Source organism: Nocardiopsis halophila DSM 44494, from assembly GCF_000341245.1.
Classification (GTDB): Bacteria; Actinomycetota; Actinomycetes; order Streptosporangiales; family Streptosporangiaceae; genus Nocardiopsis_A; species Nocardiopsis_A halophila.
This window is the reverse complement of the sequence record NZ_ANAD01000240.1, coordinates 1-14,026: the sequence shown is the minus strand read 5'-3', so window position 1 is coordinate 14,026 and position 14,026 is coordinate 1. Positions and strand designations below refer to the sequence as shown.

8 protein-coding genes are annotated in these 14,026 nt (G+C 75.0%); 1 reads left to right on the top strand and 7 read right to left on the bottom strand.

All coding sequences use genetic code 11. The annotated features are described in order from the left end of the window. Positions 1–362 precede the first annotated feature (362 nt). Positions 363–1,619 (top strand): MFS transporter, encoded by a 1,257-nt coding sequence (locus D450_RS0125550; RefSeq protein WP_193789693.1) that lies wholly within the window; start codon positions 363–365, stop codon positions 1,617–1,619. Here the strand turns inward: D450_RS0125550 and D450_RS0125545 are convergent. The 7 genes from D450_RS0125545 to cobA form a co-directional block, all read right to left on the bottom strand. Continuing rightward, positions 1,600–2,091, bottom strand: a complete 492-nt coding sequence (locus D450_RS0125545) for a globin (RefSeq protein WP_017541471.1) — start codon at positions 2,089–2,091, stop codon at positions 1,600–1,602. The two genes, D450_RS0125550 and D450_RS0125545, sit on opposite strands and share 20 nt — an antisense overlap. Positions 2,092–2,284: 193 nt before the next feature. After that, the gene (gene ettA, locus D450_RS0125540; protein WP_017559610.1) at positions 2,285–3,949 is read right to left on the bottom strand and encodes an energy-dependent translational throttle protein EttA; all 1,665 of its coding nucleotides are present in this window, start codon (positions 3,947–3,949) and stop codon (positions 2,285–2,287) included. Between the two features lie 69 nt (positions 3,950–4,018). Next, positions 4,019–5,305 carry a DUF4192 domain-containing protein gene (locus tag D450_RS31285; RefSeq protein ID WP_152520913.1) on the bottom strand — a complete coding sequence of 429 codons (1,287 nt, stop codon included), beginning with the start codon at positions 5,303–5,305 and terminating at the stop codon, positions 4,019–4,021. A gap of 129 nt (positions 5,306–5,434) precedes the next feature. After that, entirely contained in the window at positions 5,435–6,778 is a 1,344-nt protein-coding gene (locus D450_RS0125530) for a diguanylate cyclase (protein ID WP_017541469.1), read from the bottom strand. A 445-nt stretch (positions 6,779–7,223) separates the two neighbouring features. After that, the gene (locus tag D450_RS0125525) at positions 7,224–10,223 is read right to left on the bottom strand and encodes a GTPase (protein ID WP_017541468.1); all 3,000 of its coding nucleotides are present in this window, start codon (positions 10,221–10,223) and stop codon (positions 7,224–7,226) included. Then, a complete protein-coding gene (locus D450_RS0125520; RefSeq protein WP_039820970.1) occupies positions 10,220–12,049 on the bottom strand; it encodes a dynamin family protein in 1,830 nt (609 codons plus the stop codon). The genes D450_RS0125525 and D450_RS0125520 overlap by 4 nt, the downstream gene beginning before the upstream one ends. A 71-nt stretch (positions 12,050–12,120) precedes the next feature. Beyond that, the gene (gene cobA / locus D450_RS31280) at positions 12,121–13,392 is read right to left on the bottom strand and encodes a uroporphyrinogen-III C-methyltransferase (RefSeq protein WP_017541466.1); all 1,272 of its coding nucleotides are present in this window, start codon (positions 13,390–13,392) and stop codon (positions 12,121–12,123) included. Positions 13,393–14,026 lie beyond the last annotated feature (634 nt).

Below are 14,026 nucleotides of genomic sequence, written 5' to 3'. Positions count from 1 at the left end.
CCGAGATCAACGGCGAGGAGGGGGCGCGCACCCAGGGCGGGGGCGCCGACCACGCTGCAGCGGTCGCACCACCCACAAGGACGCGGCCGATAGCTCCACCACCCCAGCGGACACGACCGTCGATCCGCATGGCGCCGGAGAATCATCCAGGAGCGGCGCAAGGCCGATATCGAGTCCATCCAGTCCTGGGAACCATCCCCGCGCGTGCGGGGAGCGGTCACTGACCAGGGGGTCGTCGTCTTCGGGGCGCTTTTCTGCGCCACTTTACGTGTCCCGGCCCTTCACCACCTGACGAATGCCCACCCCCCTCGTTGGCGAACCCGGTCGCCTGCGCTCGGCGCCGCCCCTCCTAGGCTGGCCGGGTGCGGGTACGGAATCGTTGGGTCATCCTGTGCATCAGCATGGTGGCGCAGATCGCCAGCGTCGCCGCCATGTACGGGGTTCCCTACGTCCTCCCCCACCTCCGGGACGCCTACGGGCTGTCGACCGCTCAGGCCGGGATGCTGGTCGGGCTTCCCGCGTTCGGGCTGCTCATCACGCTGCTCGCCTGGGGCGTCGTCATCGACCGGGTCGGCGAGCGCCCCACCATGGCCCTCAGCCTGGCGCTGACCGCCGGTTCGCTCACCCTGCTCCCCCTCGCCTCCGGCCCCTGGACACTCGGCGGCGTACTTCTTCTCTCCGGCGCCGCCGGCGGGCCGGTGAACGCGGCGAGCGGGCGCCTCATCCTGTCCTGGTTCGCCGCCCGCGAGCGCGGCCTGGCCATGGGCATCCGGCAGTCCGCCCTCCCCCTGGGCATGGGCCTCTCCGCCGTCGTCCTGCCCAGCGCCGCCGAGCACTGGGGATTCATCGGTGCGATGCTGCTCCCCGCCGCCCTGGCCGCGGTCGCCGCCCCCGCCGTGCTGCTGCTGTCGGCACCCCCGGAGTCCCCGGAGCCCGCGTCGTCCCCGGCGCCCCCTCCATCCCCCTCAAAGCCCACCGCCACGGACGAGGCGGCCGGGAAGCACACAGGCGAGGCGGGCGCCGAAGACCCCGCGCCCCGCCCCCGGCACGCCTCCCCCTACCGCGCTCCGACCATCTGGCGGGTGCACGGGGTGAGCATGCTGCTGGGCGTCCCGCAGATCTCCCTCATGGCCTACGCCCTGGTCTACCTCGTCCAGGAGCACGGCTGGTCCGCCCCGGCCGCCGGCGCCGTGGTGGCCGCCGCGCAGGTCCCCGGCGCCGTCGGCCGGCTGCTGCTCGGCCTGCGCTCGGACCGCACCGGCGAGCGGATGCGCCCGGTGCGCACGCTCGCCTCGGTCTCGACCTGCTGCCTGCTGCTCCTGGCCACCGCGCCCGCGCAGGCCCCCTGGACCGCGGTGCCGCTGCTGCTGGTGTGCCTGGTGCTGTCGATGAGCCACAACGGGCTCACCTTCACCTCGGTGGCCGAGATCGCCGGGACCACGTGGGCAGGACGGGCGCTCGCCACGCAGAACTGGCTCCAGGCCGTCAGCACCACGCTCACCCCGGTGCTGATGGCGCCGGTGATCGAAACGGCGGGGCTGCCCGCCGTGTTCGCCGCCTGCGCGGTCTTCGCGGCGGCGGCCGTGGCCGCCGTCCCGGTCACTTCAAGGAGATCGTGACCGTCTCGCCCCCGTCGTCGTCGCGGTCGTCGCGCGCGGCGGCCTCCGACGCGGAGGCGACGGTGATCCCGGTGGGGTCCTCGACCTGCGGCCGGTCCTCCTCCTCGGGCACGTTCACCATGCTGTGCGCGGCGTAGACCAGGTACTCCCACAGCCGGGCGTCGAGTTCCCGGGGCAGTTCGAGGGAGTCCACGGCGGCGCGCATGTGCTCCAGCCAGCGGTCGCGCTCGGCCGCGCCGATCCGGAACGGGAAGTGGCGCATCCGCAGCCGCGGATGCCCGCGCTGCTCGGAGTAGGTGCGCGGCCCGCCCCAGTACTGCATGAGGAACAGGCGCAGGCGCTCCTCGGCCGGGCCCAGGTCCTCCTCCGGGTACATCGCCCGGAGCACCGGGTCGCCGGCGACCCCCTCGTAGAAGCGGCGGACGAGGCGGGTGAACGCCTCCTCGCCGCCGACGGCGTCGTAGAACGTCACTTGGTCATCGCGCGCGGAAGTCATAATCGGCTGCCAGCTTATGCGCACCTGCCGCCGAGGGCGAGTCCGGCGGCGGACGGGGCGGGGGTCGGGAAGGGAACGGGAACGGAACGGCCGCGTGCCCGCGAACGGCACGCGGCGGGCACCCCGCAGGGTGCCCGCCGCGCGTATGCCGGACCGTTCGCGCTCGTGCTCAGCCGCGGGTGAGCTTGCGGTGGGTGACGGCGTGCGGCCGGGCCGCGTCCGCACCCAGGCGCTCGATCTTGTTCTTCTCGTAGGACTCGAAGTTGCCCTCGAACCAGAACCAGTCCGAGCCGCCCTCCCAGGCCAGGATGTGGGTGGCGACGCGGTCGAGGAACCAGCGGTCGTGGGAGGTGATGACGGCGCAGCCGGGGAAGTCCAGCAGCGCGTTCTCCAGCGACCCCAGCGTCTCCACGTCCAGGTCGTTGGTGGGCTCGTCCAGCAGCAGCAGGTTGCCGCCCTGCTTCAGGGTGAGCGCCAGGTTCACCCGGTTGCGCTCACCTCCGGACAGCACCCCGGACGGCTTCTGCTGGTCCGACCCCTTGAAGCCGAACGCGGCCACGTAGGCGCGGCTGGGGATCTCGACGTTGCCGACCTGGATGAAGGCCTCACCGTCGGACACCGTCTCCCACACGTTCTTGGTGTCGTCGATCCGGCCCCGGTACTGGTCGACGTAGGACACCTTGACGGTGTCGCCGACCGAGATGCTGCCGGAGTCCGGCTGCTCCTCGCCGACGATCATCTTGAACAGGGTGGTCTTGCCGACGCCGTTGGGGCCGATGACGCCGACGATGCCGTTGGGCGGCAGCGAGAAGGTCAGGTCCTCGATGAGGACGCGGTCGTCGAAGCCCTTGGTGAGGTTCTTGACCTCGACCACGGAGCTGCCCAGGCGCGGCCCCGGCGGGATCTGGATCTCCTCGAAGTCCAGCTTGCGCGTCTTGGCGGCCTCGGTGGCCATCTCCTCGTAGCGCTGCAGACGGGCCTTGCTCTTGGTCTGGCGCGCCTTGGAGTTGGAGCGCACCCACTCCAGCTCGTCGGAGATCCGCTTGGCCTGCTTGGCGTCCTTCTGGCCCTCGACCTTGAGGCGGGCGGCCTTGTTGTCGAGGTAGGTGGTGTAGTTGCCCTCGTAGGGGTAGAAGCGGCCGCGGTCCAGCTCCAGGATCCACGTGGCGACGTGGTCGAGGAAGTACCGGTCGTGGGTGATGGCGACGATGGTGCCGGGGTAGTTCGCCAGGTGCTGCTCCAGCCACTGCACGCTCTCGGCGTCCAGGTGGTTGGTGGGCTCGTCGAGAAGCAGCAGGTCGGGCTGCTCCAGGAGGAGCTTGCACAGCGCCACGCGGCGCTTCTCACCGCCGGAGAGCTGGCTGATCGAGGCGTCGCCCGCGGGGCAGCGCAGGGCGTCCATGGCCTGGGCGAGCTGGCTGTCCAGGTCCCACGCGTTGCGGTGGTCCAGCGCCTCCTGGAGCTTGCCCATCTCTTCGAGGAGCTCGTCGGAGTAGTCGGTCGCCATCTTCTCGGCGACCTCGTTGAAGCGCTGCATCATCGCCTTGGTCTCGGCGACGCCCTCCTCGACGTTCTCCAGGACCGTCTTGTCCGCGTCGAGTTCAGGCTCCTGGGCGAGCAGGCCCACGGTGAACCCGGGCATCAGGCGCGCCTCGCCGTTGGACGGCTGCTCCAGGCCGGCCATCACCTTCAGCAGGGTGGACTTGCCCGCGCCGTTCGGCCCCACGACACCGATCTTGGCTCCGGGAAGGAAAGAGCCCGATACGTTGTCCAGGACGACTTTGTCGCCGTGCGCCTTGCGCACGTCTTTCATCGTAAAGATGTACTCCGGCATGCCTCCAGCCTAGGGCGTTCGCGCATGTGCCCGGCACATGCACGGAGCGCGATCGGGTCCCTCACGGGTTCAGTGCGGCGGGCCGTCCCCCTCGGGGGCCTCAGGCGGCCCGTCGGGCCGCCCGGCCCCCTCGGGCTCCGCGGATGCTCGAGGCCCTTCGGACGGCCGGAACACGGACCGCTGGGGCGCGGGAGGCCCGGACGCCGGCGGCGCGGCGGGGCCCGGCTCCGCCGGGGCGTTGCGCTCCAGCCACTCGGGCGTGACCGGCCGCCACCGCTTCGGGGACACCCCGTGCGCCAGCGCCTGGCGGATCAGCGCCGCCATCGAATAGCGGGGGGCCAGCCGGGCGACCCGGTCCAGGGCGGCCCCCGCGAGCGCGGCGTCGCCGCCGAGCCAGGCCGCGAAGGCCAGCAGGGACCCCGGGGCGGCCGCGTAGGCCGGGTCGGCCATGCGGAACACGCGGCGCCACAGGTCGGCGTGGAGGGCGGCGTCGTCGGCGCGGATGCGCACCCACGCCTCGTCGCGCACCCGCACCGACAGCAGGAGCAGGGCCAGCCAGGCCACCCGGTCGGCCCCCTCCGGGGCGCGCCCGGCGAGCGCCCCGGCCACGGCGGCGCGCACCTCCCGCAGCCCTTCGGCGCGGAAGGCGGAGGCGAAGGCGGCATGGCCGCCGGGGTCGCGCGTGCTCCACATGCGGGCGCAGCGGGCCTCGGCGGCGGTGGTGGCGCGGTCCATCCGCGCGCGCTCGGGGCCTTCCACGGGGGCGACGGAGGCGGGCGCAACGGGGGCGGGGCCGGCCTCGGCGGCCCCGGGGAGCGCCGTGCCCGGCGACGGCGTCTCCCGTGCCTCCGCGAGCGCGGGCGGCACCGGCACGCCGGGCGGTGTCCGCAGCGCGGGCGCGGCAGAGGCGGCCGGGTCGGGGAAGGGCGCCCCCTCGGCCGGGCAGCAGTCGACCGAGGGGCACAGGTAGGACCAGTAGCGGCCGTCGGTGACCCGCAGCGCGTCGCGCAGCAGGATGCCCTGGCGCAGGACCGCCTCCCGCAAGGCGTCCATGCGCGGGGTGATCCGCTCGGGAGGGCCGTAGCCGACGGCGAGCGCCGCGGAACAGCCCTCGTCGGCGAGCGTGTCGGCCACCGTGCGGGCGAAGGCGTCGCGGGGCTCGTCCGCGGGGGCGCACAGTGCCAGGCGCACCCGGTTGGAGGGACCGGTGAGGCCGAGCACGACCACGGAGTCGTCGGGACGGCGCCCGACCAGGCCGGGGACGGCGCGCAGGACGTCCTCGGGGGTGCGCAGGGACAGTACGGGGGCGGCGTCCGGAGTGGCTGCGGACGGGGGAATGCGGTCATCGGAGCTCATGCGCACCACTGTGCTCGCGTGCGCGCGCCGAGCGGGGACGGACGCGCGCCCTGTGGACGACGGCCCGTGGACGAGCGCGCTGTGGACGACGGGCCCGTGGTGGCCCCGGGCGCTCTGCCCGGCCCCGGATCAGGAACCGCGGGCGGTCCGGCGCGCCGGGGCCTCGTCCGCCCGGTGCTGGTCGGGGATCAGCCCCTCCCCGGTCATCGGCAGGCGCACCCGGTCGCGGCCGGCGTCCTTGGCCCGGTACAGCGCCAGGTCGGCCAGGGCCAGCAGGTCGACCAGGTCGTCCCCGTGCACGTGGAGCAGGGCCACCCCGATGGAGACCGTGACGTCGACCGGGACCCCGTCCACCTGCGGCCGCAGCACGCTCACCCGGCGGCGCAGGCGTTCGGCCACCTTGCAGGCGTCGGCCAGGTCGGTCTCGGGGAGCAGGACGACGAACTCCTCGCCGCCGAACCGGCCGATGACGTCGCGCGGGCGCAGCTGCCCGTGCAGGGCGTCCGCCACGGCGTTGAGGATCCGGTCCCCCACCAGGTGCCCGTAGGTGTCGTTGACCCGTTTGAAGTGGTCGATGTCGATGATGAGCACGGCCGCGCGCAGCCGGTCGCGGCGGGCCTGCCCGACGACGGCCCCCGCCTCGCGCTCCCAGGTGGTGGCGTTGAGCAGGCCGGTCTTGGGGTCGTTGCGGGCCGCCTCCTGGAGCTGCTGGTACATCAGGCTGCGCTGGAGCAGCAGCACCGGCGGGAGGGCGATGGCCAGGAGCAGCACCGACAGGCCGGACAGGATGGCCACGGTGATGCCGACGCACAGCTCCACGCTGTCGACGGTGACCGCCTCCCTGTCCCACAGCAGGCGGCGCCAGGGGGCGTCGGGGGCGCTCAGGCGGACGGCGACGGTGATGATCGCGGTGTTGAGGACGGTGAACAGCGCGCAGCACACGAAGGCCAGCAGCGCGCCGGAGGGGGTGAAGAGGACCTCGGGGACGGCCCGCTCGGTCTGGCCCGCGGGGATGCCGGCGGCGGCGTGGAAGAGCCATGACGACGCCGCCCCGGCGAACGCGACCGAGGCGGCGTTGAACACCCTGCGATGCACCATGGTCCGGCGTATCCGGAACTGCATGAGCAGGTAGACGGGGACGGGGATGAGGAGCGAGTAGACGGGGGGCAGGAGCAGCAGGGTCGGTATCCACCAGGCGCCGAAGAGGTCCCGGGTGAGGCCGGAGGGGGTTCCGAGGCGGCGCATCGCCTCCACGCACAGGGCCGCGCACAGGACCAGGGCCGAGAACAGGAGCGTGTCCCGGAGCCGGAGGGGCGCGGCGGCCGCGGCGGGGACGAGCGCCCCGACGGCGGCCAGGAAGACGGCGCCCATGAAGGCGAGCATGGGGGGCGACTGGCCGAAGACGGGCCACCCGCGCACCGTCTTCACCAGGGACCGTGCGCTGGGCGCGACGCACCGCTCGGCCACCGCCACCTCGACCTCCCCCGATCGCACCCGACCACTCGCACCGCGGACGGGTGCCCCCGCCCCTGAATTACAGCCAGTGACACCATAATCGCCGCTTGTGTTGACGCGAGCGGAAACCCCTACATTCAGCGCTGCCACCCCCTGGGAAGAGGCGGCTTTTCCCTCGAACGGGACCAATGCTCCCTGGGGAGCCAATGAGAGCTCCACCACACGGCGGCGGCACCGCCGCAACCGGGCGGCCCGGTTCAGGAGCGACAGCCCCGCCGAAAGACTCGACCGAGACCCGCTCGTGCAGCGCGGTCCGCCCCGCGTCTGCGGCCCGTCCTCCCCGCCGACCGGAGTCGCCGTGCACGGACCTGCGCGCGGAGGCCGCGGGGCCCATCGACCGGGGAAAACACGAGGCCCACCGCCCCCATGCGGGGAACGGTGGGCCGATGGCCTCTGCCCGGGGCTACTCGGACTTGGTCGCCAAAGCCGCTTCCAAGGCCTCCTCGAACCGGCGGTACCTGGCCAGCTCCTCCTCGACAGGGGCGACGACGCCTTCCACCGCGGCCTCGGCGACGACCTCCTCGGCCCTCGCCTCCACGGTCTCCCGGCGCTTGGAGGCGGCCACGCCTACGAGGTTCCTGCACCCCACACCGGTCAGCCAGCCGACCGCCAGGGCCGCGACCGCCACCGCCGCCGCGAGGCCGAGGAAGACCGGGGAGTCCAGGGCGGCCAGGCCCGTGATGCCGCCGCCCAGCCAGCTCACCAGCACGAACGCCGCCCAGGCCAGGCCGGCCCCGGCGAGGGCGACCAGCGTGTACTGCAGCGCGCGCACCGCCGACCACCAGCCCGGACCGTCGACGCCCTCCGGCAGCGACCCCGCCACGGCCGTACCGAGCCGCCCGGCCAGACCGGTGACGCCGCCGCGCGCCGCCGTGCGCAGGCGCTTGGGCCACGGCGCCGGAAGGCCCTCCCCCACGGCCTCGGCCGTGTCCACGGCCGCCTGCTCGATCTCGGCCTCCTGCGGCTCGATGGGGCGGGCCGAGACCTCGCCCTCCGTCTCGCGCAGGAAGTCCATCCGCGCCAGCCGCACCGGGTCGCGGCGCAGCCGCCCCAGCCACCGGGTGACCGGCCAGCCGACCCGGCGCGCCCCGTGCAGCTCGTAGGCGGTCTCCACCGAGTCCGCCAGCGCCGCCGCCCCGCACGCCTCCATCAGCCGGCCCACCAGCCGCGCCCGGTCCTTGTCCGGAACGCCCTGCGGCGCGGGGCCCTCCGGCCCGCGGTAGCGCTCGAACCTGCCCGCGACCCCGTCCAGGTCGGCCACCAGCCGGTCGATCAGCGCGCGGCGCCCGACCACCGTCTCGGTCAGCAGGTCCCGCAGCTCGCGGATGCCCTGCCCGGTCAGGGTCGAGGTGGTCAGCACCCGCGGGTGCACCCCCGACTCGGTCTCCAGCAGGCGGCGCAGGTCGGTCAGGAGCTCCTCCAGCTCGTCGGGCTCCACCCGGTCGACCTGGTTGAGCACGGCCACGGTCACCGCCCCGTACCCCGACATCTCGGCCAGGTACCGGTGGTGCACCGCCGCGTCGGCGTACTTCTGCGGGTCGAGCACCCACACCAGCAGGTCCGCCGCGCCGATCAGTCGGTCGGCCTCGGCGGTGTGCATCGCCCGCACCGAGTCGTGGTCGGGCAGGTCCAGCAGGATCAGCCCGGACAGCTCCGAGTCGTCCCGGTCCAGCTCGCTGGTGCGCGAGTGGCGGTGCCGCGGCGGCACCCCCAGCCACCCCAGCAGCTCGTCGGCGCCCTCGTTGCCCCAGACACAGGCGTGCGCGCTGGAGGTGGTGGGCCGGGTGATGCCCACGCGCGAGAACTCCAGCCCGCACAGCGCGTTGAACAGCGACGACTTGCCGCTTCCGGTGCCGCCGGCCAGCGCGACCACGGTGTGCGCCGCCGACAGCCGCAGCCGCCCGCCGGCGTGGTTGAGCAGGTGGCGGGCCCGAGCGGCCTCCTCGGCACCCAGGTCGTCCCCGCCGATCTCCAGCACCGTGGCGAGGCCGTCGAGGCGCTCGATGAGCTGCTCGCGCGTGGTCTCCGGCATCGGCTGCCAGTACTCGCGCGTGGTGGGCACGTAATCGTCGTCATCGTCGGCGAACGCCGAGACCGGGGCGGGGGCGGGCTCCTGGTCCGCCTCGTCCCACCGGGCGGGCTCCTCATCGGCCCGGTCGTCGTGCGCCGCATCGGCGAGGGGCGCCTCAGGGGCGTCGGGGGCCCCGACGCTCTCCGCGCCCTCGACGGATTCGACGGGCTCGACAGACTCGACGGGCTCGTCCACCTCAGCCGCAGGGGCGGGGGGCTCCTCGGCGGTCCCTCGCTCCTGCGCGCCCGCGGCCGGGGACCCGGCCGGTTCCGCGTCCTCGGGACGGCCGCCGGGAGCCGTGTCGCGGGCGGCGGGCTCCTCGCCGCGGTCGGCCGCATCGGCGCCGCCCGCACCCTCTGCGCCGCTCGTCGCGCCCGTAACGCCTGTGTCGCCCGTACCGTCCGTGTCGTCCGCGCCGGAACGCCGGGCCTGGTCCGCCTCCTGCTCGACCCGGGGCCTGCCCGTCTCCGGGTCGACGGCCGGGAACGAGCCGGTGGGCCTGCGCCCGGCGATGCGCGTGTCGGCGTCGGCGTCGACCGCCTCGGCCAGGCTCCCCACCCAGCCGGCGAGGCCGTCGGGGTCGTCGAAGTCGCCCTCGCCGCGCGCGGCGTCCGCCTGCTCGGCACCGTCGCCCGCCTCGGACCCGTCGGCCCCTCCCTGCGGGGCGCCCTCGGCCGCGGGCTGCGCCCCTTCGGTCTCGGACCGCCTGCGGCGCGGGGCGGCGTGGCGGCCGCGCGAGGGGCGATCGCGCCGCTCCTCCTCCCGGTCCCGGCCGGGGGCCGGCGCGCCGCCGCCTTCCGCGCCCTCCCCGGCCTCCGGGGCGGCACCGCTCTCACGTCCCTCGTCGGCCGGTCCCCCACCGGCCGCGGCCCGGTGCGGCGCGAAAGCGCCCGCGGGCCCGCCACCGCCCTCGTCGAACCGGTCCACGGCCCTGCGCAGCGACGGGTAGGAGCCCGAGTCGGCACCGTGGTCCACGTGCTCCGGCGGCTGCTCCGCGTCCGCGGGCGCCTCCTCCCCGGGGCCGTCCGCGTCCGCCCCTGCCGCGGCGCTGACGGGGCCCTCGTCCCGCCCGCCGTCACCGGAGCGCTCGTCGACGGCACGGCGCAGCGACGGGTAGGCGCTCTGCGGCCCGGACTCCGGCCGCGACGGCGGCCACGCATCGCCCTCGGGCTCCGCCGAGCGGGACGGGGCCGAGTGCAGCCAGCCGGCGTCGCCGCCGGCCGGAACGACGTACCCGGTCCATTCGCCCGCGCCCGGGCCGGAGGGGCGCTCGCGGTCCGCGGGCGCCTGCGGCTCCTCATCCGCCTGGGCGGGGTTCCGGTGAGTGGTCATCGCGCAATCTCAAGGTTGTACGTGGCTTGGTAGAGCTGGACGGCGTCGTCCTCGCCGGGCAGGCCGGCCGCCGAGAGCGCGTCGGTGAAACGCGCCTTCTCGGTGCTCAGCAGCCCGCCGATCCGCCCTCGCAGGTCGTCCCGGGCCGCGACACCTATGCTACGCAGCGATTCCGCTCCGAAGAGCCCTTTCAGCAGCCGTTGCGGCGAGGGGCCCGAACCGCGCCTGGCCTCGTCGAGCCGCGGGTAGCCCAGCAACTCGACGATCAGCACCAGAGTGAACGCCTCCTTGTCGAAGGTGACGAATTTGGCGACGCTGCGCTTGGTGGCCCCGTCGGCGGTGATCATCGAGGCGACGGTGTCCTGCCACTCGGCGACGGCCGTGCGCACCCGCGCGGGGAAGCCGTCGGCGCCCTCCCCTTCGCAGGCCTCGGCCAGCCGCGCCCCTCCGGGCACCTGCGCCCAGGACTCCGCGACCCGGTCGGACGCGCGCTGGGCGGCGGCCACCACCAGCGCCTCCAAGGCGCCGCGGACCGCCTCCTGGAGCGCCTCCACGCGCGGTGCCGCGGCCTCGGCGGCCTTCGCCTTGCGCTTCCCGCGCAGCCGCAGGGTGCGCATCAGCTCGCCGCTGGCGGCGATGTCCTGCCAGCGCGCCAGCAGGTTGCCGCGCAGGAGCGAACCGTCCTCGAGGGCCTCGGAGATCTCGTCGGCGGCCTCTCCGTAGGCCGAGCGCACCGAGGCCTCCAGGCCCTGCCCGACCTCCACCTGTACCTCGACCTGGCGGGCGAGCTCGGGCACCCGGTTGCGGAAGCTGTCGATCACGCCGATGAAGGTGCGTCGCGACACCCGGGCGCGCTCGCTCAGGTCACCGGCCACGTCGGCCAGGTAGAAGCGGATCGGGTCGGCCACGTTGGAGGTGAAGCGCTCGCCCTCGATCTGGTCGGTCTCGGGGATGGTGAACCGGGACGCCCCGCCCAGGCCGTTGGCCTCCAGCATGGCGCCGAAGTGGTCCAGCAGCTGCTGTCGCCCGCGCGCGGGCACCCGGGAGAGCACCACCGCCATGGAGGTGTCGCGGTCCCGGGCCACCTGCAGGAACTCCCACACCCGGGCGTCGGCGTAGCGGCGGCTGGTGGTGACGAACACCCACAGGTCGGCGGCGTCGAGGAACTTGGCGGCGAACTCGTGGTGCGCGGCCACCGCCGAGTCCACGTCGGGGGTGTCCAGCAGCGCGACGCCCTTGGGCATGGACTCGCTGGCCGCCAGCACCAGCATCCCGTCCTTGCCGGGCATGGCCAGGCCCTGCTGGCGCACCCGGGGCAGGGTCGGCAGGAAGGAGGCCTCGCTGAACCAGTCGACGTCGTCGGGGTGGCAGGCCAGCACCGGGCTGTTGGTGGTGGGCCGGCGCACCCCGGTGGTGGTGACCTGCTCCCCGACCAGACTGTTGACCAGGGTGGACTTTCCCGCGCCGGTCGACCCGGCCACGGCGATGAGCAGCGGGGTGTCGGGGCGCCGCACCCGCGGCAGCACGAAGTCCTCCAGCTGGTGCAGCACGTCGGCGCGGGCCGAGGCGCCCTCGGCCGCGCCGGGCAGGTCCTCGGCGAACTCCAGGCCGCGGATCCGGGTGCGCAGGTTCTCCAGCACCGCCTCGAAGCGGGTGTCGCCGGTACCCCGTCCGCGGTGCTTGGCCCGCCCCGGGCCTCCGTCCCGCGCGGGCCCGGCCGCGGGCGGCCCCGGGGAGGCGGCCAGGGCGGAACCGGGCTCCGGACCGGCGCCGCCGAACCCGTCGTCGGCGTCGGCCACGTCCGGAACTGCAGGCGGCCGAGACATCGCGCTTCCGCCCCTCTCGTCGTCGGTCCAGGTCGCGGATCCCGGGCCCTGGGGCCCGGAGCCCGTGGTCGTCACCGGAGGTCGCCCGCGGCGGGGTCCGATCCCGCGCGCCCCGCGGGTTCCCCCGCCCCCCAGTGCAGTATGTCAAGTTCCCGGGCCGCGTCGACCACTTCACCGATCACGAGAACCGCCGGCGGGCGGACCCCGGCCTCGCGCAGGACCGGCCCCGCGGTCTCCAGGGTGGCGGCGGTGACCCGCTGGGTGGGAAGGGTCGCGTCCTCCACGGCGGCGACGGGGGTGGAGGGCGCGCGGCCGTGCCGGACCAGGGCCTCGGCCACGGCCTCCGCCCGCTCGACGCCCATCAGGACGACGATGGTCCCGTTGGAGCGGGCCAGGGCCTCCCAGTCGACGGTGGAGCGCTCGTCCTCGGGCGGCACGTGCGCCGAGACCACGTGCACCTCCTGGGAGACGCCGCGGTGGGTGGCGGGCACGCCGACGCTGGCCGGGGCGGCCAGGGCGCTGGTCACGCCGGGCACCACGGTGACCGGGACCCCGGCGGCGGCGCAGGCGGCGGCCTCCTCGCCGCCGCGGCCGAAGACGAAGGGATCGCCGCCCTTGAGGCGCACCACGAACCGCCCCTCCTTGGCGCGCTCGACCAGCAGGGTGTTGATGTCCTCCTGGGTCATGGAGCGGCCGTAGGGGATCTTGGCGGCGTCGACGATCTCGACGTCGGCGGGGAGCCGGTCGAGCAGGGACATGGGGGCCAGGCGGTCGACGACGACCACGTCGGCCTGGGAGAGCAGCTGGCGGCCGCGGACGGTGATCAGCCCGGGGTCGCCGGGGCCGCCGCCGACCAGGGCCACCCCGCGCAGCGGGGAGCGGCCGCGGCGGGCGTCCAGGCTGCCGTCGCCCAGGCCCTCCACCACGGCGTCGCGCAGCCCGGCGGCGCGGCGGGGGTCGCCGTCGGCGACCACGCCGACGGTGGCGCCGGCGGCCNCGGCCGAGCCGCTGGCGGGGGTCCACGCCGAGGAGGCGTGCCGGTCGTCGGCGCGCACGCACCACTGGCGGGCGCGGTCGGCCTCCTCGGCGACGGCGGCGTTCACCTCGGGGCGGTCGGTGGCGGCGTGCACCAGGCGGACGTCGCCGTTGGCGGGGTCGGTCACGTCGCCGTCCCGGTAGGCGCGCCGGTGCCAGGTGATCCGGCCGGCGGAGGCGAGGCCTTCGAGGGTGGCGGTGACCTCAGGGGCGACGAGCACCACCTCGGCGCCGGCCTCCAGGAGCACCGGCACGCGGCGCTGGGCGACCCGCCCGCCGCCGACGACGAGCGCCGTCCGCCCTTCCATGCGCAAACCGAGCAGATACGTCACCGAGGAAGCCCTCCAGATCCGTCGTCGCGGGACCGCGGCGGGCGGGCGCCTGCCGCGCCGGTCGGGCGCACGGCGCACCGGCGGTGGCGGCCGAGGAGGCGCTCACCGGAGGACGCCCTGCGTCAGTGTCCCGAAAATACCGTGCCAAACCGGTTCCGGGTTCACGTTTCCGACCGATTCGACGCGTCCCATGCCCTGCCTCACTGTATATACACCTCTCGGGACACTCCTTCCTCGCGGGGGGACATCACACCGGCGAGCAGGAACGAGGCTCCGGAACACGCCGCCGACCGCACGGAGCCCCAGCGATCCCCTCGCCCACCCCTCAGGACCAGGGACGATGGCATCCCAACCACAGGCACACGACCCGCGGTCCATCCCCACGTGCGTGGGGCTCGCCGCCGCCAGGAGCCGCTGCTGCCCACCGCCGACGGTCCATCCCCACGTGCGTGGGGCTCGCTACCAGTCCGTCTCGTGGTGCGGCCTCCTCTTCGGTCCATTCCCACGTGCGTGGGGCTCGCCGCCCCGGCCTGGCGGGCCCGACTGTCGGCTTCGGTCCATCCCCACGTGCGTGGGGCTCGCCCGACAGCGACCCCTTGGGCGCCGCCCT

Coding starts and splice junctions, on each gene's coding strand:
- ettA (WP_017559610.1), bottom strand. CDS start 3,949: ATGCCGGAGTACATCTTTACGATGAAAGACGTGCGCAAGGCGCACGGC.
- D450_RS31285 (WP_152520913.1), bottom strand. CDS start 5,305: ATGAGCTCCGATGACCGCATTCCCCCGTCCGCAGCCACTCCGGACGCC.
- D450_RS0125525 (WP_017541468.1), bottom strand. CDS start 10,223: ATGACCACTCACCGGAACCCCGCCCAGGCGGATGAGGAGCCGCAGGCG.
- D450_RS0125520 (WP_039820970.1), bottom strand. CDS start 12,049: ATGTCTCGGCCGCCTGCAGTTCCGGACGTGGCCGACGCCGACGACGGG.